Source organism: Pseudoalteromonas sp. T1lg48, assembly GCF_002964785.1.
Classification (GTDB): Bacteria; Pseudomonadota; Gammaproteobacteria; order Enterobacterales; family Alteromonadaceae; genus Pseudoalteromonas.
Window position 1 is genome coordinate 60,158 of sequence record NZ_PQCC01000001.1, and the last position, 22,070, is coordinate 82,227.

Here is a 22,070-nt window from a genome sequence, read left to right on the forward strand (position 1 = left end):
TTTGCACTTTCTATGGTATAGATTGATTGCGTTAGTTATACAGGAGAGTGTCATGGATAGTCTGAATGAACTAATAAAAATACTAGAAGGTCCTGAGGCCAAAAAGACTTCCGGTCGTAATAAAAAACGTAAGTGGCGCGAGATAGAAGCACTAAAAGATAAACAACGTCTACGCAAAGAACTACAAGAACTAGACTTGTTTAGCGATGACATCGCGTTAGAAGAACTCGATTTCTAAGTTAAAAAGGAGCAATTTATTGCTCCTTTTTTTATGCTTCTGGTTTAGCTAGGTAAGGTCCAGTCAATCGGTTTTTTTCCCTGCTCGACGAGCAGGCTATTGGCCTTTGAAAAGTGACGACAACCAAAAAAGCCTCGGTGTGCGGACAGAGGAGATGGGTGCGGCGCCTTGAGCACAAAATGCTTATTGGTGTCGATATGCTTGCCCTTCTTTTGCGCATGCGCGCCCCAGAGCAAAAAGACAATGCCTTCACCTTGCTCGTTCAGTGCCGCGATAACCTGATCGGTAAAATGCTCCCAACCCAAGTGCTTATGGGAATGGGCCTGGCCCTGCTCCACCGTAAGCACGGTATTGAGCAATAATACCCCCTGCTCGGCCCAGGACTGCAAATAGCCGTGCTCAGGAATTTGAAAACCGCTAATGTCCTGCGCCAATTCCTTGTACATATTAGCCAATGACGGTGGCGGCTTGACCCCTGGCAACACAGAAAAACATAAGCCATGAGCCTGGTTTGGACCATGGTATGGATCCTGGCCTAAAATCACCACTTTAACGTCGTCAAACTCGGTGGCATGAAATGCCTCAAAGACCTTTTCTTTAGGCGGATACACGGCAACGCCCTCGGCGCGGCGTTGCTGCACATAATCTAATGTCTCTTGAAAATAGGCTTGCTGCTTTTGTGCTGCCAGTAAATCAGACCAGGATGTCATATAGGCTCTCGAATAAAAAAGACGGCCTCAAGGCCGTCTCGTTAATGCTAAAGCAAGCTTACCAAATTAACCGAGTTTGGCCAGCATTGCCTCGCGCAGCTGCTGATAGTCGGCATCCATGGGCTGGGCCAGGCAGGGTTTGGCAAGAGCCTCCGCCAGCGCCTTGGGCATATTCAATGAGATCCCCAAGATTTCTTCCACGCTATCTTTAAACTTAGCCGGGTGGGCGGTGGCCAAAAAGATCCCCTGCTCACCGGGAGCCAAATCCGTCTTGAGGCCTTGGTAGGCAATTGCGGTATGGGGCTCGGCGGTATAACCGAGCTGCTGCAACTCGCGCATCGCCGCCGCCGTGGTGGCTTCGTCCACACCGTGAGAGAAAAAGTCATTATAGCTAAACTGCCCACTCTCTAGCATCACCTGCACTCGCGGCCAGTTGTTTGGTCTACTCACATCCATGGCGTTCGACAAAGACTCTAGTGTTTGATTAGGCTGCCACTGCTTGGACTCAAGGTAACGCGGCACCGTATCGTTTTGATTGGTGGTGGCCGACAGCTTGCTGACAGGTAAACCTATGACCGCCGCTATCATGGCCGCACATACATTACCAAAGTTACCGCTGGGCACGGAAATATGTGCCTGCGTTCTTTGCTCTTGTGGTAGTTGCGCCACCGCCTCAAAGTAATAACAAACCTGTGCCAAAAGACGGCTGATATTAATGGAATTAGCCGAATTGAGGCCAAGTCGTGATTTCAGTTCCTCGTCCAAAAAGCCCTGTTTCACCATGGCCTGGCAATCATCAAACGAACCTTTGACGCTATAACAATGAATATTGCCGCCGAGCGTAGTAAACAGCTTTTGCTGAGCCTCGGAGATTTTACCTTCGGGGTAGAGGATCACCACATCAACATTCTCTTTGCCATAAAAGGCATGAGCGACCGCGGCCCCAGTGTCACCACTGGTGGCCGTTAAAATAGTGACCTTTTCACCCTGACTAAACTGAGCCAGGCACTGGGCCATAAAACGCCCACCAAAATCTTTAAAGGCCAGAGTCGGGCCATGAAACAGCTCTAAACAATGAAGGTTGTCTGCCACCTTGACCAGAGGCGCCGGAAAGGTAAACGCCCCTGCAACCATCTGCGCCAGGGTTTCATCGCTCAGCTCATCACCCAAAAGGTGACGCAACACCTTGGCACTGCGGGTAACAAAATCAAGCTCGAGCAAAGCGTCGACGTCCTCTAACTGAGTAAGTTGCTGAGGGAAAAACACCCCTTGATTGCGCCCCAGACCGATTTTCACCGCCTCAACAAACGACACCACCTGCTCATTATCTTTCAAGTTATATAACTGCATTACCCTAGTTCCTCATTCAAATCTCTGGTGCCGGCCCAATCGAGTTGGCAAATATGGCTAAAGCCTTGTTCATTAATATAGTGCTGACTGAGCCATTGCTGACACAGCTGGGCGCTGGTGAGGTTGTCACACAGCGCAAAAAGTGTCGGCCCGGCTCCGGAGATACTGACCGCTTTGGCGCCCAGTTCTAACAAGGCCCCTTGCGCCGCACTAAACCCCTCAATTAGTTGCGCCCTATGCGGCTCGGCGACTGTGTCTATCATGATCGACAGCGCCTCGTTACTGCGCTGTTGCAACATCAAGGTACAAAAGGCGCTAAGGCGCTGAGCAAACTCGACGCTTTGATGCATAGTGAGCTGCTTTGGTAACACGGCACGCGCCTTGGCGGTGTTAAGCGTAAACCCGGGAAAGGCCACCACCGGATACCAATTATCCGGAGTAGGAATGGCCAATGACTTACCGGGGATAAGCTCCGCCGTCAGTTGCAAGCCACCTAAATAGCAGGGGGTGATATTGTCATAATGACGACCGCCGCTGACCTTGGCTTCAAAGTCGGCCATCAGCTCGATCAGCGCTTCATCACTGAGTTCAGTACCGGCAAACTTATCTAACGCGGCGATGGTTGCCACCACGGAGCAGGCACTGGAGCCCAGACCCGAGCCTACGGGCAGGTTTTTTACCAGTTCCAAGCGCACATCTGGCATATCCGGCGCCACTGCTTGTTTAAAATGCAACAAACACATATAGGCGAGGTTTTGCTGTGCCTGCGCCGGTAGCTTATGGGCATAGGGCCCTGAGCATACAAACTCTGTGGTGCTGCTGGCACTGACCTTGACCACATCACCGAGTAAACTGCCATCGACAGGCGCAATGGCGGCGCCTAGCGCATCAAAACCCACGGCAAAATTACCTATGGAAGCCGGAGCATATACTTGAATCATCAGATTTCCTTATCGTGGTAGCGTTTTTAGAATATCGGCAAAGACCCCCGCCGCCGTGACTTCTGCGCCGGCACCATAACCGCGGATCACAAAGGGTTTGGGCTGATAATACTGACTTAAAATGGCCAGCGCATTTTCGCCATCGCGAATATCAAATAAGGCGTGATCGCTATCGACCGCTTCAATACCCACCTTGCAGCGCCCCTGGTCTATGCTGCCAACATAACGCAACACCTTGCCTTCGGCCTTGGCCGAGGACACCTTATCGGCAAAATCACTGTCGAGCTCGGGCAACTTGGCCATAAACTCATCGACACTTAAGCCCTCGGCAAACCCGGGCGGCAGAACCGACTCCACTTCAATATCTTCAAGCTCGAGTTCCAACCCGGCCTCACGGGCAATGATCAATAACTTGCGGGCAACATCGGTGCCGGACAGGTCGTCACGCGGGTCCGGTTCGGTAAAGCCACTTTCCTTGGCCTTGATGGTCGCCTCTGACAAGCTTAAACCATCGCTCAACACCCCGAACATATAAGACAAGGAGCCGGAAAGGATGCCGCTGAAGTGTAATAACTCATCGCCGGCGCCAAATAGCGACTGCAGATTATCGAGTACCGGCAAGCCGGCGCCTACGTTGGTTTCATACAGGAAGCGTCGGTTGTTGCGCTGCGCCGCCTCTTTTAGCTGCCAGTAATAGGCTTGCGAGCTGGTATTGGCCTTTTTATTGGCGGCCACCACATGGAAGCCGGCATTTAAGAAGTTAACGTACTGATCCGCCAGCGCCGCGGCGGAGCTGCAATCGACGATCACTGGGTTGATCAGATGGTGCTGTTTTACAAATTGCTCCAGGTATTGCAGATCAAATTCCTGTGCCGTTTGCTGCAGCTGGCCAGGCCATTGCTGCAAATCAATCCCATCGCCGTTTAGCAGCATCTGCCGCGAGTTGGCGATGCCGCGCACCTTCAACTTGATATTGCGGGCCTTGAGCCAGGCTTGTTGTTTCTCCACCTGGCTGAGCAATTCGCTGCCCACCAGGCCACAACCCAAGAGGAAAACGTCGATGGATGGCATATGGGTAAAGAAATTTTCATGACACACCTTCACCGCATCGTTGCACAGCTCGCCATCGATCACCGCAGAAATGGAGCTTTCGGTGGAGTCCTGGGCAATGGCTACTATATTCACCTGGGCCTGTGCCAGGGAAGCAAAGAACTTCGCCGCTAGGCCCTTGTGGGCACGCATATTGTCACCAACCAGGGTCACAATAGCGAGGTGACGCTGCACCTGCACCGGCTCTATCAACCCGGCTTTGGCCTCAAGTTCAAAGGCTTGCTCAAGGGCATGCAGCGCCAATGCAAGATCTTGCTGATAAACACAAAAACTAATGCTGAACTCACAGCTGGATTGGGTGATAAGCACGATAGAGACATTGTCGGTAGCCAGCGCGGTAAACACCTTGGCCGCCATACCGACCTTGCCCTTCATGCCCGGCCCCGACACCGTTAGCATGGCCAAATCCTGCAAACTGGAAATGGCTTTCACCGGCTGTGAGGATCTGGCCTCATCGCTGATCAGCGAACCAGGTAACATGGGATCATGGGTATTTTTTATCTCACAGGGCACGCCCGCTTTTGCGCAAGGCATGATGGTCTTAGGGTGCAACACCTTGGCACCAAAATAAGACAGCTCCATGGCTTCTTTATAGGAAAGGTGATCAACCTTGGTCGCGCCCTTTATGTAACGGGGGTCGGCGCTATACACACCATCCACGTCGGTCCAAATTTGGCAGAGCTCGGCTTCTAAACAGGCGGCCGCCACCGCGGCGGAGTAATCGGAGCCATTGCGCCCCAGGGTCGTCAAATTGCCCTGGGCATCGGCACCGGTAAAACCGGCCATGATATATACTTTTGCCGGGTTAGCATGCAAATACTCCCGCAGCAGTTGTTTTGACACATCAAGATCGACTTCGGCGTCCATAAAGCCTCCATGCGAGCGTACCACCTGCTCGGCAGGCACATTGTGCGCACCCAAGTCGGCCAATAAGGCCTGCATCAAGGCCACGCTGATGCGTTCTCCAAAGCTAATGATGTAGCTGTACACCGCATCTGGGCACTGGCCAAGCAGGCTACGCCGTCGAGACGACGCTTCAGCTCCTGAAAGTCGGGCCAGGAACTGGGCGCCTGGGCCTGCGCCGTAATTTCTGATTTTAACCCCTCGGCACGGGCGCATAACGCCTGCCAGGGAATACTGTAATCCCGTCCCGTTTTAGCCAGCTCACTCAAGGCCACCAAGGCATCGGTCATGCCCCCCGGTGCCGACAATACCAGTAACATTTGCTCTTTAAGCTCGGCGCGCACTATGGCACTCACCCGTGCTAAGCAATCCGCATCGGCCAGTGATGAACCGCCAAATTTCAATACCTGCATAATTTCCTCATTCCCGTTTTGATCGCAATTATTCCGCTGCGTGGTGGCGTCCAATTAGGCCAAAAAAAAGGCCCATGCAATAAAGCATAGGCCTTTTTTTCTTCGCGCACCGACCCATGCCACTATCCGCTAAGGATGGTGGTGGTAATAATGGTGATCAGTGTTGCGTAATTTGTATTCATGCTTTTAGACTGCCCGAAAATGACTATTTCTGTCAACAGCAAAATTTAACAAATAATATGCTTTTTTCTTCTATCTGAAACAATACGTAGAAATACTTATGCAAATTGAAAAATTGGACTAGAGTGGGCCTGGACGAATCATTGCAATGCCAAAACGCGCTAACCTGCTAAGTTTTAATATATTAAATGGCAAGTTAGTCGGTAAACGAGACGCAATGTGCCTCTAGGAATAAATATTAGCTTTTGTTAAACGCCGGTCAATAAGCTATTATTTTGTGTGGTTTTTTAAAATTCTTAGCGCTATTTCTGCCTAATGGCAAAAATATAAACTCAAACTCGGAGTTTTCTCACCGCCTTTTTTAGTTGCACAGGGCCAAGTACATACATGTTGCATAATAGTTTATCGAAAAAACTCCTTACTAGTGTTTTATCCGTGTACTTTGTGCTGACCTTTGTGGTGACCTGCGCGCAAATATTTGCCGAATATTTCAATACAAAAAGCTATATTCGCAATGAATTGCAAACCCTGCAACAAACCTTTAGCGGTAGCCTGACCCGCGCCATCTGGGAACTGAATACCGATCAAAGCATCACCATTGCCGAAGGCCTACTCGCCATTCCCATGGTTGAGGGCATCATAGTGCGCGACGACAGCGGTGAGGTGATCTCGCAGCTTGGACGCTCGTTAGATATCCGCGAGCTCTACTCAAAGCAACTGGTGCAAGACGCAGCCATGATTGAAGACACTCCGTCGGGCCTGTTTGGTTATACCTTTCCGCTTATTTTCGAATTTTCTGGCCGTGAAACCCAGGTGGGCGATGTCACCCTATTTTCCAGTCGCGATGTAGTCGTCAGCCGCATTATCGTCTCCATTTATCTGCTCGTGGGTAACGCCATGATCAAGACCACGTTTTTGATCCTGTTGTTTTTACTGGCCTTTAGAAAACACCTGACTCGGCCATTGCAGCAATTAACGGAGCAAATCGAGACCGTTGAGCCGGACGCCATCGAAGACACGCGAATTAGGCTCGACAATCAAGAGCAAAATGAGCTCAACGTCATGGCCCAGGCCTTCAATAATTTGATTGCCAAGGTAGTCGAATACAGAGACAAGCTTAGGCGCACACAAAGAGAGTTACTCAAAAGTAATGAAAAACTCGACCAACAAAATATAGAGCTGGAACAGGAAGTCGCTCGTAAGACCTCCAACCTAAGCCAGGCCATGATGGACCTGCAACAACAAAAGTATGAGTTGGAAAAGCAAAAACTAAGTCTTACCGAAGAAATTGAGCTTAGACGCCAAACCGAACAGGAGCTACTCGCTAAGCAAAGAGAAATGCAGCGCTATATGGACGAGCTGAATACCACTCAGGAGCGCTTATTGGGCTCGGAGAAAATGGCAGCTCTTGGTGGACTGGTTGCCGGTATCACTCATGATATCAATACCCCAGTGGGCATCAGCGTTACCGCTACCTCATTTTTACAAGAGCGTCTGGCAGAACTTGAACAAGCACACAGCAATCAAACACTCACCCCTGCAGAGTTGGCGCAATTTATTAGTGAAGCAAAACAAAGCACCGAGCTGCTAAGCAGTAACCTGACCCGTGCCAGCGAACTGGTTGCCAGCTTTAAGCAAATCGCCGTTGATCAGGCCAGCGAAGCGGTGCGCACCATTAACTTTAAAGAATACCTGGGCGAAGTGATCCGCTCCTTACATCCTAAGCTGAAGCACACCGAACATGAAATTAATATTCAATGCCCGGATGATCTGGTGCTTAATTTACCCGCGGGCGCCATTAGCCAGATTTTTACCAATTTAATTATGAACTCGCTGATCCACGGTTTTGAGGGAGTAAAGCACGGTCATATCGACATCCTCGTTCGCGACCAAGATAATCGGGTATTAATCGAATACAGTGACGATGGTTGCGGCGTCAACGCGGCACAATTGGAACAGCTCTTTAATCCCTATTTCACTACTAAACGGGACCAGGGAGGCAGCGGCCTCGGCACCCATATTACCTTTAACCTGGTAAAACAAACCCTGGGCGGTGAAATAGCAGTCAGCAGCAAGCCCAATCAGGGATTGCAGTATTTCATCTCGCTTCCGAAAGACCTGCCAAAACCCATGCAAATGTTTAATTAGCGGCGCCACTCCGTTATGATGACGGCACTATAAATTTGCGCCCAAGGCGCTCCATGGAAGTATATTTATGTGGTTTAGTAACCTAATTTGCTATCGTTTTAAGCAAGAGATCAGCTATCAGCAAGAAGACTTTGACAAGGCCCTGGAGCAGGACCTATTTCGTCCCTGCGGCAGCCAGGATCTGCATACCTTTGGTTGGACCAAGGCCCTGGGCAAACACGGCCAAACATTAAGCCACTTTTCAAAAAACTCGATTCTGGTGTGCGCCAAGCGCGAAGAGAAAGTACTGCCGGCGGCGGTCGTTAACGACATGCTGCAAGAAAAGGTAGAGCAACTGGAAGTGCAGGAAAACCGCCGAGTAAACAAAAAGGAAAAGGATGAGCTCAAAGAGAATATCCTAAACACCCTGCTGCCTCAGGCCTTTAAAAAATCGAGCCTGCAATATGCCTTTATCGATATGGAAAATGGCTGGGTGGTTGTTAATAGCGCCAGCTTTAACAAGGCCGAAGAATTGCTGGCACTGCTGCGCAAGTCTCTAGGCACCCTGCCCGTGGTTCCCGCCTTTGCCAATTATGATCTAGGCCTGTTCCTGACCTCTTGGTTAAAGGACTTTAATGCCCCTGAAGGCTTTGCCATTGGCCTAGACGCCGAATTGCAAGAGCCGGATGACAATGGTGCCCAGGTTAAGCTTAAAGGCCATGACTTAGCCAGTGACGAGGTTAAAAACCATTTAGACAATGGCAAAGAGGTGACCAAGCTTGCCTTGGAATACCATGAGCGCGTGAAGGTTTATGCTGCAAAACGACGGCTCAATTAAACGCGTAAACTACGCCGATGTATTAAAGGAAGAAAATGCCGATATTCCAAAAGAAGACATGGCGGTAAAACTGGACGCCGACTTTATTCTGGCATCGGAAGAAATCAAGGAATTACTGGAGGCCCTAACCAGCGAGCTAGGTGACACCGAAGACCTGTAACAGGAAAATTCCGGTCGACCTTTTCCGCCAGGGATGGCGGTAGCAGAGCAATGCAGGAGCACATTGCCTAAGGCCGACCTTTAATGCCGCTTTGCTTAGCTGAACACCCCATGGGTATCTTTTACCAGATTCTGATAATCGTCCTCAGCAAATAGCGCCAACGCTGGAATAATCCCCTTATCCACATAAACCTGCAGTGCCGCGGCCTTATCCGAAACCTGGAGAATACCCTCTAAAATTGCCCCCATGCGAATAAAGTCAACAAACTCAATATCCTCAGGGCGGTAGCTAGGATCGGACCACGACTTGGCAACCTGGACGAATTCCTCGGAAAAATCCCACGCGGTTAAAATGGCTGCACCGATGCGTCCGGCCAGCTTTTGAATGGCATGGGCTAAAAAGCTTGGATTCGCGAACACCTCAGGGTGCTTTTCCGCCTCGGTTAGTATAGGCAAAATACCTATGTTATAGGTTAATGCCGCCAGGGTAATGGTTTCGGTGTTAATGGTATCGTGGCGCTGCTGCTCACGAAACTGCTGCACCAGCACCATGGCATGACAAGCGACGTTAATGGTCTTCTGCCAGGCCTTATCCATATACCCTTTAATCACGTCATTTTGCGATACAAACAGCTGCTCCATGGCCATGGCCGTGGCAATATTCTTAATTTGTCTTAGACCTATGCGTGTCACCGCCTGATTGACCGTCGTGACCTTCACCGAGCGACTCAACAAGGCACTGTTGGCGACCTTGATCATCCGTGCTGCCAGCGCCGGATCGGTGGCTATCACTTCGGCCATGGTATGCAAGGTGATGTCCGGGTCATCGGCACAGCTGCGTACTTTTAAGGCCACTTCTGGCAGGGTTGGCAGTACCAGGGTATCGCTCTTGATGCGATCGACTAAGATAGTGAGCAAAGCATTTTCGGTAGACATTATCGCGGTATCCTTTTTCAGCAACGCGAGCGTTCTTCTTGTTTCTGCCTATAAGTTACCGATAAAGTTTCGAAAGTGATAGCGCAAAAAACCATTAATTTTATAAATTTATCGACCCTATCCTCTTTTTTACCGTTGTCAGCACAGCACTGAATTGGTTAAATTAGATGACTAACAATGGGTGCCTATGGCCGCCAACGGCGCGCCTGTCAGGTACCGTCCGCCAACATAAGGCACGCTCGGCACGGACTACTCTCCCAAGCCGACATTCACTCATTTTGTGAGTCTTATCCGGCACAACAAGACTCATGATAAATCAACGAGGACACCCATGCGTAAACTGTCGAAAATCTCTCACGCCATCATGCTCAGTGGTTTAGTGGCCCTTAGTGGCTGTTCAAAACAGCCTCAAAGCAACAGCGAAACCGTTACCGAACAGGCTCCTAGCAATGCTGCGGTAGAGTTAATCAATATCGCTCCAAGCCGTTTGGATATTTACACCGACTTCGAGCTAAACACAGATCTATCGCACCTAAGCGGCAACCAGAAAAAAATGCTGGCTAAGTTGATCGACGCCTCAAAGATTATGGATGAGCTGTTCTGGCGCCAGGCCTTCGGCGGTGACAGAACCGAGTTTCTCAATGCCCTAAGCGACGAAAAAGTGCGTCACTTTGCAAAAATCAACTATGGCCCCTGGGATCGCCTTAATGGTGACCAGGTATTCCTGTCCGGTTTCGAGGCAAAATCTGCTGGTGCCCAGTTCTACCCTGCGGATATGAGCAAAGAAGAGCTTGAAAACGCTGAACTAGCCGATAAGACCGGCCTGTACTCGGTGATCAAACGCGATGCCGAAGGCAAACTCTATAGCGTTGCCTATTCACAGGAATATGCCAGTGAGCTGCAGGCCGCCGCCAAACTGCTGCGTGAAGCCAGCGAGCTGGCCGAGGACAAGGAGTTCGCCAACTACCTGAGCATGCGTGCCGATGCGTTATTAAGCGATGACTACCAGGCCTCTGATTTCGCCTGGATGGATATGAAAAACAACCCTATCGATGTGGTAATTGGCCCAATTGAAACCTATGAAGACCAGCTCTTCGGTTACCGCGCAGCGTTCGAAGCCTATGTATTGGTAAAAGACATGGCCTGGAGTGAGCGTCTGGCCAAGTTCGCCCAGTTCCTGCCTGAACTGCAAAAAGGCTTACCTGTTGCCGACGAGTACAAGCAAGAAGTACCGGGTTCGGATGCCGACCTGAACGCCTACGATGTGATCTACTACGCGGGCCACTCAAACGCCGGCAGTAAAACCATCGCCATCAACCTGCCGAACGATGAGCAGGTCCAGTTGGAAAAAGGCACCCGTCGCCTGCAACTGAAAAACGCCATGCGTGCCAAGTTCGATAAGATTTTGATGCCGATCGCCGCCGAGCTTATCGTCCCAGATCAGCGTAAGCACATTACCTTCGATGCCTTCTTTGCCAACACCATGTTCCACGAAGTGGCGCACGGCCTGGGCATTAAGAATACCATTAACGGTAAAGGCACGGTACGACAGTCACTGCAAGAGCATGCCAGCGCCCTGGAAGAAGGCAAAGCCGATATTCTTGGCCTGTACATGGTTGAGCAGCTGCTGAACAAGGGTGAGATCACCGAAGGCACGCTGGAAGATTACTATGTAACCTTTATGGCCGGTATTTTCCGCTCGGTGCGCTTCGGTGCTTCCAGCGCCCATGGTAAAGCGAACATGATCCGCTTTAACTTCTTTAAGCAAGAAGGCGCCTTCTCTAAAGACGCTAACGGCCTTTACCGCGTTAATATGGATAAGATGGGTGCAGCCATGGCCAAGCTCTCTAACCTGATCCTCACCCTGCAGGGCAACGGCGATTACCAAAAGGTTGACCAACTGGTTGCCTCCATGGGCGACATCAAGCCAGAGCTTGCCGCCGATCTGGAAAAACTGAGTCAGGCCAATATACCGGTAGACGTAGACTTTACTCAGGGTAAAAAGGTACTGGGCCTGGAATAAGCCAGAGTTTAGCCTCAGAAATAGCGCCTAAGGGCGCTATTTTTTTTGTCTTTATCATGACAAGAACAAAGCCCTTTATTGACACAAGATCACAAAAAACAGAGACTAGCCTTCAACGTTTGTTACTAAAAATTAACAGCCAAAATTTTTCAATAAAAAGCGCGAGCAAGGAGCCAAATTTGCGTATTGCCACCTATGTAATCAATCTTGATCGCTGTACCGAGCGCCGACAGCGCATAAGCGAACACCTAAGCAAGTTAGGTTTGGACTTTGAGATAATAAAAGCGGTCGATGGTGCAGAAATTGATACAGCACAGCACAGCACAGAACAGCACAGAACAGCACAGAACAGCACAGCAGAATATGATCAACTGCGAAACAAAAAGCTTTATTACAAACCTTTAAGCAATGGCGAAATTGCCTGCGTTTTGTCGCACAAGAAAGCCCTGCAGAAATTTTTACTTTCAGATGCTGATTTTTTATTCTTATTAGAGGACGATGCTGAACTCGACCCCACAATTCATTCCTTTCTTAAGGCCGTATGCAGTAAATCGCATTGGCACCTTATCAAGCTATACAAAGGAAAAAAGCCCAAGCCAGCTCTAAAAACAGCTTGGTTAGATAAGCAACATGCCCTTTGTTACGCAAAGAAAGTACCTAACTCAACATTGGCGCAATTAGTAACGAAAGCCGGCGCGCAAAAGATGCTCTGTATGTATGAAGGCTTTTATATGCCCGCTGATATTAGCCTTCAACCTTGGTGGCTGCATAATCTGAATATTTTAGTAAGTAAGAATAACCTAGTTACTCCTTATGACTGTGACAGTGAGATAGATAAGCTAGCTCCTCGCAAATCAATGCACTACAGCACCAGCAAACGATTGCGCCATCGTACACGATTTGAATGGCAGCGACTAATGGCCAAACCGGACTTTAGTGTACTAGAGAATTTTACCAAATAGGCTTAGCGCGACTTTTCAACCTACACAAAAAAGCGCTCAATGAGCGCCTTTTGCTAGCAGGGAGAAGAACTTACTTACCCTTACTCTCCTGGCCAATCTTTCTGATACGACGACGCTGCGACAGGGTCATCTTATTGCTGCGACCGGCATAAGGGTTATCCCCTTCACGGAACTCGATTTTAATCGGCGTGCCCATAATATCCAGGGCCTTACGATAATAGTTCATCAGGTAACGCTTATAGCTGTCCGGCAGCTCGTGTACCTGGTTACCGTGGATAACGATACGCGGCGGGTTATAACCACCGGCGTGAGCATATTTCAGCTTCACACGACGGCCACGCACCAGCGGCGGCTGGTGATCGGCCTGGGCCATATCCATAATACGACGCAACATGGCGGTACTGATACGTTTGGTGGCCGAGTCATAGGCTTCTTCAACCGACTCGAACAGGTGGCCTACCCCGGTGCCATGCAAGGCTGAGATAAAGTGAATACGGGCAAAGTCGACAAAGCCTAAACGACGGTCAAGCTCCGACTTAATGCGGTCCTTTACATCGCTGTCCAGACCATCCCACTTGTTTACCGCCAATACCAGAGAACGACCGGCATTGAGGGCAAAGCCCAGTAGGCTGAGATCCTGATCCGAAATACCGGTACGGGCATCGATCACCAGCAGCACCACATTGGCATCTTCAATGGCTTTCAAGGTCTTGATCACCGAGAACTTCTCAACCACATCGCTGACCTTTTTACGCTTACGTACACCGGCGGTGTCGATCAACACATACTCGCGGTCATTACGGGTCATAGGTATGTAAATCGAGTCTCGGGTGGTGCCCGGCATATCGTACACAATCACCCGCTCTTCGCCGAGAATTCGGTTAGTCAGCGTCGACTTACCCACATTAGGACGGCCGATAATGGCCAGCTTTATGGCCTTATCGGCAAGCTCTTCATGCTCACCTTCTTCATCCCCTTCGCCCTGAGAGCCATGCTCGTCATCATAAGCTGCGAACGGGTCTTCTTCGAGTAGTTGTTGACGCTCTTTGGCAATTTGCTCGATCACCGGCTGCAAGGCGCTGCTTAGCAGGCCGGTAATGCCACGGCCATGCGCGGCTGCAATCTGATACACCTCGCCCATGGCTAATTGATAGAACTCGGCACAGTTGGAATCGGCGTCGATGCCATCGGTTTTATTGGCAACCAAAAACACCTTTTTCTCTTGCTTACGCAAATGCTGAGCAATGGCCTGATCGGCCACCGTCATACCGGCACGGGCATCAACAAGGAATAGCACCACATCCGCTTCTTCGATCGCCAGCAGAGACTGCTCAGCCATTTCGGTTTCGATACCCTCTTCGGAGCCATCGATACCGCCGGTATCAACAACGATAAAGTCAAAACCATCATAACTCGCCTGGCCATATTTACGATCACGAGTCAGGCCCGGGAAGTCCGCAACAAGTGCGTCACGGGTACGAGTTAAACGGTTAAACAATGTCGATTTACCGACATTAGGTCGCCCAACTAAGGCGATCACAGGAAGCATAATGTACCTCTTCAAATAACAAAAAAGCTCCGCCGCAGCCATAGGGCCTAAAGCGAAGCCTATTTCTGGGCCAGGCCCATAAACTAATTACGGCGCTTTGATCGCGCTAACTTCACCGTCGCGGGTGATAACAATCAGGCGGTCATCGGCCACGATAGGCTCAACATAGAAGCCCGAGCCATCAAACTCATGACGCGCTACCAAGTCACCACTATTACGGTCGATCCAGTGGAGGTTTCCTTCTTGATCACCCACCGCCAGGTAGCTGCCTAATACCGCAGGACCGGTAATATACCAACCGCGTAAAGCCGCTTGTGACCAACGCTCAATACCCGAACTCTTATCCAAAGCATAGATAACACCGTCGCTATCGACCACATAAATGGTGTCGCCAACAATGCTAAATTCGCGATAGCTGCTGTATTCACGTTTCCACACCACGTTGCCGGAGCGAATGTCCACCGCCGCCAGGTTACCATTGTAGGCCAGGGTATAAACCATGGCACCACTCACCTTAGGCTCGGTATCAACATCGACCAAACGTTCAAACTCGGAGGCACCTTTAGGCTGAGCCACTTCGGCCTGCCACGCGGAGAAACCACTGTCGGCGATCAACACGGTCAACTTACCGGTTTCTTCACCTACCAGCACACCACCATTAGCAACCGTTGGTGAACTTAAACCACGCAACGTTAGTGGGGGTACTTCTTGTTCATAGCGCCAGCGCTCTTCACCAGTATCAGGATGTAATGCCAACAGCTGACCTGAGCCGAGGTTGACATAAATTAAGCCATCGCCGGCCGCCGGTCGAGATAAGGCTTCGCCCGGTACGCTTTTACGCCAAACCAGCTCGCCGGTTTCGCGATCCAACGCCACCACTTGACCATGCTCTGAACCAATAAAGATCTTGCCATAGGCTTGCAGGATACCACCAGAAAGCTTGGCGCTTTCTACCTTGCTCCACGGCCAAAAGCCGGAGTCATCACGCACATCGGTCTGCCACAGGGTCTCGCCATCGGCTAGTGATAAGGCTTCAACCTCACCATCGCGCGCGGCAACAAACACTCGGTCTTTATAAAACGCCGGCTGCAAACGCGAGAAATAATGCTCAACGCCATCGCCTACCGTTTCTTGCCACAAAACCTGGGTCTCGAACTGGTTATTAATTTCCGGTAATACCAGCTCATCTTCGTCGTTTGACGAACAACCCACCAAGGTCGCCATACATAAGGCAATCCCTGCAAGAGTAACCTTTTTCATCGTACCCGCTCCCTACGCAGCTGGTGTTTGTGCTGCCAAATCGTCCAATTTAACTTGTAATAGCGGGTTGCTCTCTAAGCCACCTTTATCCGCAGCGCTCTGATAGGCGCTGCGTGCTTGCTCTTTATCACCTTGAGCAAGGTAAATATCGCCCTTTAATTCGGCAACAGCGGCTTCATAGCTTGCCGGTAACTCTGAAGTCAAAGTTGCCAAGGCGGCATCATAATTTTGTTGTGCCAGCTGCACTCGCGCCAAACGCGTGATGGCAATGGCTTTAAGTTCCTTGGTGGCAGCGTGCTGCTGTGCCCAAGTCAGCTTTTCAGCGGCTACGTCTAGTTGCTCGTTTTCTACCGCTTCTTTAGCGGCAACAAAAGCGGCTAGCACAGCATAACTTGAGTCTTCGTACTGCTGCATCAGGGTTTCGCTTTTAGCGATAATATCGGCGCTTTCACCCTCGGTGCTTTGCGCTACCTGATTGAATGCATCAGAGGCCGCTTCGGCACTGCTGATCTGGTGTTGGTTATAGGCTTTCCAACCATATAAACCGCCAAGACCTATAACAATACCAAGACCAATTGATACGCCGTGTTCTTTAAAAAAGCCTTTAATCGCTTCTGCTTGTTGTTCTTCTGTTGAATAAATTTCCATCATTACCTCTTAGACTTGGGTCTAAATCATGTCAGCCAACAGCTGGGTAATTTCATCCAGGGTCAATGTTAACTGTGGTTTTTCTTCGCGTAGGTATTTCACCGTTACCACACCCTGGTTGAGTTCATCTTCGCCTAAAATCAATGCCACTTCGGCACCGCTTTTATCAGCACGTTTTAATTGTTTCTTAAAGTTGCCGCCACCGGCGTGTACCAGTACACGTAGACCAGGCACGTCGGCACGCAGCTTAGAGGCGATAACAGGGGCTTGAATACTTGCCTGCTCACCCATGGCCGCCACATACACATCGGCATTACGGCGCACCTCGCCAACACAGTCGAGCGCTTGCAGTAGCAACACCAAACGCTCCATACCCATGGCAAAACCTACAGCGGGGGTAGCCTTACCACCTAACTGCTCGACCAGGCCGTCATAACGGCCACCGGCACATACGGTTCCCTGAGCGCCAAGGCTCTCGGTGACCCATTCAAACACGGTACGGTTATAATAATCCAGGCCACGAACCAACTTTTCGTTAACCTGGTATTCGATACCCGCAGCGTCTAATCGTTCACACAAATTAGCGAAATGGGCGCGTGATTCTTCATCCAGGTGCTCGGAAAGCTTAGGCGCATCCACCAGGATGGCTTGTACGTCCGGGTTTTTGCTGTCTAACACGCGCAGCGGATTTGAATGCATACGACGCTTGGAGTCTTCGTCCAGCTTGTCTTCATGCTGCTCAAGGTATGCAACCAGGGCATCGCGATAGGCGGCGCGCGCCTCATTAGAACCCAAAGAGTTCAGCTCAAGACGCACATGTTCGCTAATACCAAACTGCTGCCATAGCTGCGCCGTCAGCATGATCACTTCGGCATCGATATCCGCACTGGCAATACCGAATACTTCCAGACCAAACTGGTGGAACTGACGATAGCGCCCCTTTTGCGGACGCTCGTGGCGGAACATAGGACCCATATACCACAGACGCTGTTCCTGGTTATACAGCAGGCCGTTTTCGTTACCGGCACGCACACACACGGCCGTACCTTCCGGGCGCAAAGTCAGGCTGTCGCCGTTGCGATCCTCAAAGGTATACATTTCTTTTTCAACGATATCGGTGACTTCACCGATAGAGCGCTTAAACAGGTCGGTCGACTCAACAATGGGGAAACGGATTTCTTGATAACCAAATGAAGCCACACACTGACGCAAAGTATCTTCCACTTTTTGCCATACTTGCGTGTCGCCCGGTAGGATGTCGTTCATGCCGCGAACTGCTTGAATTTGTTTTGCCACTGATAATCCCAAAATTCTGTTATAGGCTGCGCTGAGCCCGTGAAAAAGCGTCGATAAAGCGCGCTATTATAGCCTTTTGCGCCGCTTCCACCAAGTACCGGCGCCGGCCTTAATCAACTAATTTGATGTCGATTGGCTGCTGTTGCTCTTGCTTAGCCAGGTAGTCGCGAACATGCTGCTCCAGCTGGTCAACGATTTTGTCGTTATCAACACGGGTCTTTTGACGCTCACCGTTGATATACAAACCGGAACGGCGGTTAGCACCGGCCAAGCCGATATCACTGACCAGAGCCTCACCCGGGCCGTTAACGACACAACCGATCACCGACACCGTCATCGGCGTGATCACGTCTTCCAAGCGCTCTTCCAGCTGATTCATGGTGCTGACCACGTCAAACTCCTGGCGTGAACAGCTCGGACAGGCAATAAAGTTAATTCCGCGCGAACGAATACGCAGGGATTTTAGAATATCGAAACCCACCTTGATCTCTTGCACCGGATCGGCGGCGAGCGACACCCGCAAAGTATCGCCTATGCCCTCGGCCAGCAACATACCCAAGCCAACCGCGGATTTAACCGAACCGGAGCGGAAACCGCCGGCCTCGGTGATACCCAGGTGCAGGGGTTGATCGATTTCTTTAGCCAGCAGACGGTAAGCGCCCACCGCAAGGAATACATCGGAGGCCTTCACCGAAACCTTAAACTGGTCGAAGTTAAGGCGCTGTAGGATCTCCACATGGCGCATGGCCGATTCCAGCAGTGCCTCAGGAGTAGGCTCGCCATACTTTTCCTGCAAGTCACGCTCTAATGAGCCACCGTTTACACCAATGCGAATAGGGATATTGCGCGCACCGGCGGCATCGACCACGGCACGAATGCGATCTTCACTACCGATATTGCCCGGGTTGATGCGTAAACAATCGGCGCCGTACTCCGCGACTTTAAGAGCGATACGGTAGTCGAAGTGGATATCGGTGACCAGGGGGACGTCGACCTGCTCTTTAATACTTTTAAATGCTTCAGCGGCCGCCATAGTGGGTACCGAGACGCGCACGATATCGGCACCGGCCTGGGCGATATCCTGAATTTGCTTCACCGTGGCATCTATATCCATGGTGTCGGTATTGGTCATGGATTGCACGGCGATGGGAGCGCCATCGCCAATCGGCACATCGCCAACATAAATACGCGTAGACTTGCGGCGCTTGATTGGTGACTCTGAAAACATACTACTTACTCTGTTAACGGTAATGAAAATTTAGCTAAACGGTTTTTTGGAAATTGCGAAATATCCACGGCCTGCCCATTAACACTGATGCTTACCACATCGTGTTTACCCAGGGTTACCGCAAAGGGGGCCAAACCTACTAGCTCTAACTCCTGCCCCGCTTGTTTAATGTCATAGGCCAAACGCTGGCCCTTGGCGTCATGCACTTCAACCCAGCATTCGCCGCTAAAGCGCATCACCACTCTTTGCTCACCTTCAGCTAGGGGCGCTTCAGCTAGGGGCGCTTTAGCTTGGGGCTCAGCTTCGGCAGCTGCAGCAGGCTCAGCTTGTGCAACCTCCCGACCAGAGGCGGCCTTCTCGGCAACCTCTGTCTCTTCTGAGCGCGCCTCGATAACACTTTGCTGCGATATCGGTTGTTGAGATAAGTCGGGCTCTTGCAAACTTCCTGAGTCTTCATCAACAGGAGTTTGCAACTCGCTCTCCAGTGCAGGCGCCGGAACTATATCCGCGTTCAACGGTGTTGTTTCCACAACCGGCTCGTCGCTACTATCTTGCCACCACCAGAATAGGGATGAGCCTATGATAATGGCGAGGATGAGATAACTAAAAAGCATCAAGCGATTATCATGCGCTTCTTTTTCGGTGCGCCGCGAGAAGCTCTGCATGCTGGCCTGCTCCTGCGCCTGAGGTTCGGGCTCGAAGGTGGCCAACAAGGGAGCCGGATCCAAAGCCACTACCTTGCAGTAGGCCTTGATATAGCCGCGTACAAAAATAGCGGCTCCCAGCTGTGCAAAACGCCCATGCTCTAAATCATCAAGCTTGCGCACCGTAAGGTTGAGCTTGCGCGCCAGTTGTTCCTGGCTTAAACCCTGTTGTTCCCTAGCACCGGCTAACTGCTTGCCTATGGCAATGGATGCTGATTCCTCTTCAGCCTGCTGTGCTACTTCACCAGTGTCACTCATAATCGATAGTTCTTAGGATCTGCTATATAAATTTTATCGCCTGGAACAAGTTTGCTGTCTTCTTCAATCTCGTTCCACTCCATAAGCTTTTGCATAAGGACATTGTATTTCTTAGAAATCTCAAACAAGGTATCGCCCTCAGCAACGGTATGATAATTGTACGGTCGCTGTAAGTAAATCTTACGACCAATTTGCACATGATCGGCACTGGCGAGGTTATTCCATTTACGCAGCGTGCTTAGACGAATATTGTAACGTGTCGAAACATTAAACAGGTTTTCACCCTTTTGCATCACATGGTAAGGAATTTCCTTTTTACCCGCTGTATCGGCAATGGCCATTTGCTCAATCACCTTGGTGTTTGACGCCACCACCTCGGCTGTGCGGCTCAGATCTTCACCCAGCGCATTAAGGTCGGCTGCATCTTCCAGCTGCTCGGTAGTGTCCTCGGTTCCCGGCTGGTCTTCTGTAGTAACATCTGAGGCCAGTTGCAAAGACGCAAACTCTCGGGCCAACTCAGACTGCAATTCATTCTTTTGCTCAGCCACGGTGTTAACCGCCGCACTTGCACCCGCACTTGCACCCGCACTTGCAGCCGCACTTTCAGCTACATTATCGCTAGGCTCAGATTTAGCTGCCTTCTCTGTGGAAGACTTGGTCGATGACTCAGTCGATGACTCAGTCTTAGCTTTTTCTTCAGGCTTGCTCTTGGGCTTGACCGAAGGTTCGACCGAAGGTTTGACTGAATCCTTGGTCTCTGATAGCAATTCTTTAGCCTCGCTCGTAACCGCAACGGTCGGCTCGGCTGAAGGCTCGGTTGAAGGCTCGGTTGAAGACTCGGTTGACAACTCGGTTGACGACTCATTTGCCGCCTCTGACGCCTTTTCAACAAAGGTAGCTTGCTCTTCAGCCTGACTTTCAAGTCCGCCAGTAAGTTCAGTTGCAGGCTCGGCTGAAAGCTCCGCTGAAGGCTCGCTTGTTAAATCATTTGCAGCTTCAGGCATGGCTTCAGCCTGCTCTGCTGGCTTCTCGGTAGATTCCCCGACCGATGGTTTGGCTGCAAGCTCGGCTGACAAGTCATTAGCAGACTCAACCGAGCTCTGTTTTTGCGACTCGGGCTGAGTATCGGCCTTAACGTCGGCGGTATCAACCGCCTCGGCAGTCGCCTTGGCAGCAGCCTCGGAAGCAGCCTCGACAACCGAGGTCTCAACTAATTCAGCCGCCGGTACGGCCGCAGCCAACACCAGGGCGCTGGCCTCTGACTCGGTGCTCGCCTTTTTCTTCACTACCTTAATCTTGGGTTTGGCAACGATAACGTTGCCATCCATACTGTCTTGCAACTCATTGAGCTGATGACGGCGATACTTCTCACGTAATTGTTCAAATTCACTGGCGCTATAGCGTTGTTCACGAATAATACGCGCCTCCAGCGAAGAGGGGTAGGTTACGGTAATGGTCTCTGCCAGCTTGCGGGCATCTTCAATATGGCCCATGCGTTCCTGGATCAAATAACCCAGTAGCAAGGAACGGGACGATACCCGGCCGGTACGCTCATATCGATTGAGCACCTGCTGGGCATTGTAAAAATCACTTTTGGCGTATTTCACTGCAGCCAGGTTGATTAGGCTGGAAGCTCGTAACGAGCTATGCTGCAGTGAGTCTTCTAAAAAGGTTTCGGCAGCATCAAACTTGTTATATTCCAACGCACACAGCGCCAGGTTTTCATAGCTTTCAGCTACTCGTAAATAACTTGGAATCTCGATTGCGGACATAAATTTATCGACCGCATTTTGATACTCGCCGATATCACATAAGAACACCCCATAGTTGTTTAGGGTGTTGGGATCATGGGGCTCAATACTAAGGGCCTTCTCATAGGCTGCCTTAGCGCGCTTATCCTCACCAACCTGCTGGTAGTAATAAGCAATTGAATAATGCACCTCTGGCAGTTCCGGGGCGAATTTAGCGGCACGTTCTAGGTTATATTTTGCTTGCGTGCTCTCGCCTTGGGAAAGGTAATTTAAGGCAAGGGAGATACGGGTGCGGGCGGCTTCTACGTTATTGATTTTCTTTTCAACAACGGGCTTGTCACTGCCCACATATGTACTTTCTGTTACACACCCACCAAGGGCGAGTAAGCTTATACTGGTCACTAACAGCTTGCGCATGGCTTAGCCTCGTTTATTCCGTTATTGCACCTATCATTACTGAAAAGCCCTTTTGTTTCATCAATTATT

Annotated in this window: 15 protein-coding genes and 2 pseudogenes; 5 read left to right on the top strand and 12 right to left on the bottom strand. The window is 50.5% G+C overall.

The features are described 5' to 3' along the window. The first annotated feature begins 52 nt into the window (after nucleotides 1-52). Nucleotides 53-238, top strand: coding sequence for a DUF3545 family protein (locus C2M29_RS00270; protein ID WP_105187815.1), 186 nt, complete (start codon nucleotides 53-55; stop codon nucleotides 236-238). A 44-nt stretch (nucleotides 239-282) separates the two neighbouring features. Here C2M29_RS00270 and ung read toward each other — a convergent pair whose 3' ends face one another. The 4 genes and pseudogenes from ung to thrA form a co-directional block, all read right to left on the bottom strand. Continuing rightward, the gene (ung, locus tag C2M29_RS00275) at nucleotides 283-948 is read right to left on the bottom strand and encodes a uracil-DNA glycosylase (RefSeq protein ID WP_105187816.1); all 666 of its coding nucleotides are present in this window, start codon (nucleotides 946-948) and stop codon (nucleotides 283-285) included. Between the two features lie 66 nt (nucleotides 949-1,014). Further along, on the bottom strand, nucleotides 1,015-2,298 hold the full coding sequence (gene thrC / locus C2M29_RS00280) for a threonine synthase (protein WP_105187817.1): 1,284 nt from the start codon (nucleotides 2,296-2,298) through the stop codon (nucleotides 1,015-1,017). Continuing rightward, entirely contained in the window at nucleotides 2,298-3,239 is a 942-nt protein-coding gene (thrB, locus tag C2M29_RS00285) for a homoserine kinase (protein ID WP_105187818.1), read from the bottom strand. The genes thrC and thrB overlap by 1 nt, the downstream gene beginning before the upstream one ends. Nucleotides 3,240-3,248: 9 nt before the next feature. Beyond that, nucleotides 3,249-5,665, bottom strand: a pseudogene (thrA, locus tag C2M29_RS00290) (bifunctional aspartate kinase/homoserine dehydrogenase I). 567 nt (nucleotides 5,666-6,232) lie between these two features. Here thrA and C2M29_RS00295 point away from each other — a divergent pair. Both C2M29_RS00295 and rdgC read left to right on the top strand, forming a co-directional pair. Beyond that, entirely contained in the window at nucleotides 6,233-7,993 is a 1,761-nt protein-coding gene (locus tag C2M29_RS00295) for a sensor histidine kinase (protein WP_105187819.1), read from the top strand. Between the two features lie 67 nt (nucleotides 7,994-8,060). Continuing rightward, nucleotides 8,061-8,970, top strand: a pseudogene (rdgC, locus tag C2M29_RS00300) (recombination-associated protein RdgC). Between the two features lie 95 nt (nucleotides 8,971-9,065). On the opposite strand, the gene C2M29_RS00305 reads toward rdgC, so the two are convergent. Then, entirely contained in the window at nucleotides 9,066-9,905 is an 840-nt protein-coding gene (locus tag C2M29_RS00305) for an HDOD domain-containing protein (protein ID WP_105187820.1), read from the bottom strand. 331 nt (nucleotides 9,906-10,236) lie between these two features. Between C2M29_RS00305 and C2M29_RS00310 the strand changes: the two genes are divergently transcribed. Continuing rightward, entirely contained in the window at nucleotides 10,237-11,928 is a 1,692-nt protein-coding gene (locus C2M29_RS00310) for a dipeptidyl-peptidase 3 family protein (RefSeq protein WP_105187821.1), read from the top strand. Nucleotides 11,929-12,107: 179 nt separating this feature from the next. Beyond that, nucleotides 12,108-12,890, top strand: a complete 783-nt coding sequence (locus C2M29_RS00315; RefSeq protein WP_158684622.1) for a glycosyltransferase family 25 protein — start codon at nucleotides 12,108-12,110, stop codon at nucleotides 12,888-12,890. 70 nt (nucleotides 12,891-12,960) lie between these two features. Here C2M29_RS00315 and der read toward each other — a convergent pair whose 3' ends face one another. The 7 genes from der to pilW form a co-directional block, all read right to left on the bottom strand. Continuing rightward, nucleotides 12,961-14,439: a ribosome biogenesis GTPase Der gene (gene der / locus C2M29_RS00320; protein ID WP_105187823.1), complete on the bottom strand. Its 1,479-nt coding sequence runs from the start codon at nucleotides 14,437-14,439 to the stop codon at nucleotides 12,961-12,963. A gap of 87 nt (nucleotides 14,440-14,526) precedes the next feature. Then, a complete protein-coding gene (gene bamB / locus C2M29_RS00325; RefSeq protein ID WP_105187824.1) occupies nucleotides 14,527-15,699 on the bottom strand; it encodes an outer membrane protein assembly factor BamB in 1,173 nt (390 codons plus the stop codon). 12 nt (nucleotides 15,700-15,711) lie between these two features. Beyond that, the gene (locus C2M29_RS00330) at nucleotides 15,712-16,347 is read right to left on the bottom strand and encodes a YfgM family protein (RefSeq protein WP_105187825.1); all 636 of its coding nucleotides are present in this window, start codon (nucleotides 16,345-16,347) and stop codon (nucleotides 15,712-15,714) included. Nucleotides 16,348-16,368: 21 nt separating this feature from the next. Next, nucleotides 16,369-17,643, bottom strand: coding sequence for a histidine--tRNA ligase (gene hisS / locus C2M29_RS00335; RefSeq protein ID WP_105187826.1), 1,275 nt, complete (start codon nucleotides 17,641-17,643; stop codon nucleotides 16,369-16,371). 109 nt (nucleotides 17,644-17,752) lie between these two features. Beyond that, complete coding sequence (ispG, locus tag C2M29_RS00340) at nucleotides 17,753-18,871, bottom strand: flavodoxin-dependent (E)-4-hydroxy-3-methylbut-2-enyl-diphosphate synthase (protein ID WP_105187827.1); 1,119 nt, start codon at nucleotides 18,869-18,871, stop codon at nucleotides 17,753-17,755. A gap of 5 nt (nucleotides 18,872-18,876) precedes the next feature. Then, nucleotides 18,877-19,833 carry a RodZ domain-containing protein gene (locus tag C2M29_RS00345; RefSeq protein ID WP_105187828.1) on the bottom strand — a complete coding sequence of 319 codons (957 nt, stop codon included), beginning with the start codon at nucleotides 19,831-19,833 and terminating at the stop codon, nucleotides 18,877-18,879. Beyond that, on the bottom strand, nucleotides 19,830-22,001 hold the full coding sequence (pilW, locus tag C2M29_RS00350; protein WP_105187829.1) for a type IV pilus biogenesis/stability protein PilW: 2,172 nt from the start codon (nucleotides 21,999-22,001) through the stop codon (nucleotides 19,830-19,832). Before pilW ends, C2M29_RS00345 begins: the two co-directional genes overlap by 4 nt. Between the last annotated feature and the right edge of the window lie 69 nt (nucleotides 22,002-22,070).

What these genes read in the sequence shown, in the direction of transcription:
- C2M29_RS00270 (WP_105187815.1), top strand. Translation starts at nt 53, where the DNA reads ATGGATAGTCTGAATGAACTAATAAAAATACTAGAAGGTCCTGAGGCC.
- ung (WP_105187816.1), bottom strand. Translation starts at nt 948, where the DNA reads ATGACATCCTGGTCTGATTTACTGGCAGCACAAAAGCAGCAAGCCTAT.
- thrC (WP_105187817.1), bottom strand. Translation starts at nt 2,298, where the DNA reads ATGCAGTTATATAACTTGAAAGATAATGAGCAGGTGGTGTCGTTTGTT.
- thrB (WP_105187818.1), bottom strand. Translation starts at nt 3,239, where the DNA reads ATGATTCAAGTATATGCTCCGGCTTCCATAGGTAATTTTGCCGTGGGT.
- C2M29_RS00295 (WP_105187819.1), top strand. Translation starts at nt 6,233, where the DNA reads ATGTTGCATAATAGTTTATCGAAAAAACTCCTTACTAGTGTTTTATCC.
- C2M29_RS00305 (WP_105187820.1), bottom strand. Translation starts at nt 9,905, where the DNA reads ATGTCTACCGAAAATGCTTTGCTCACTATCTTAGTCGATCGCATCAAG.
- C2M29_RS00310 (WP_105187821.1), top strand. Translation starts at nt 10,237, where the DNA reads ATGCGTAAACTGTCGAAAATCTCTCACGCCATCATGCTCAGTGGTTTA.
- der (WP_105187823.1), bottom strand. Translation starts at nt 14,439, where the DNA reads ATGCTTCCTGTGATCGCCTTAGTTGGGCGACCTAATGTCGGTAAATCG.
- bamB (WP_105187824.1), bottom strand. Translation starts at nt 15,699, where the DNA reads ATGAAAAAGGTTACTCTTGCAGGGATTGCCTTATGTATGGCGACCTTG.
- C2M29_RS00330 (WP_105187825.1), bottom strand. Translation starts at nt 16,347, where the DNA reads ATGGAAATTTATTCAACAGAAGAACAACAAGCAGAAGCGATTAAAGGC.
- ispG (WP_105187827.1), bottom strand. Translation starts at nt 18,871, where the DNA reads ATGTTTTCAGAGTCACCAATCAAGCGCCGCAAGTCTACGCGTATTTAT.
- C2M29_RS00345 (WP_105187828.1), bottom strand. Translation starts at nt 19,833, where the DNA reads ATGAGTGACACTGGTGAAGTAGCACAGCAGGCTGAAGAGGAATCAGCA.
- pilW (WP_105187829.1), bottom strand. Translation starts at nt 22,001, where the DNA reads ATGCGCAAGCTGTTAGTGACCAGTATAAGCTTACTCGCCCTTGGTGGG.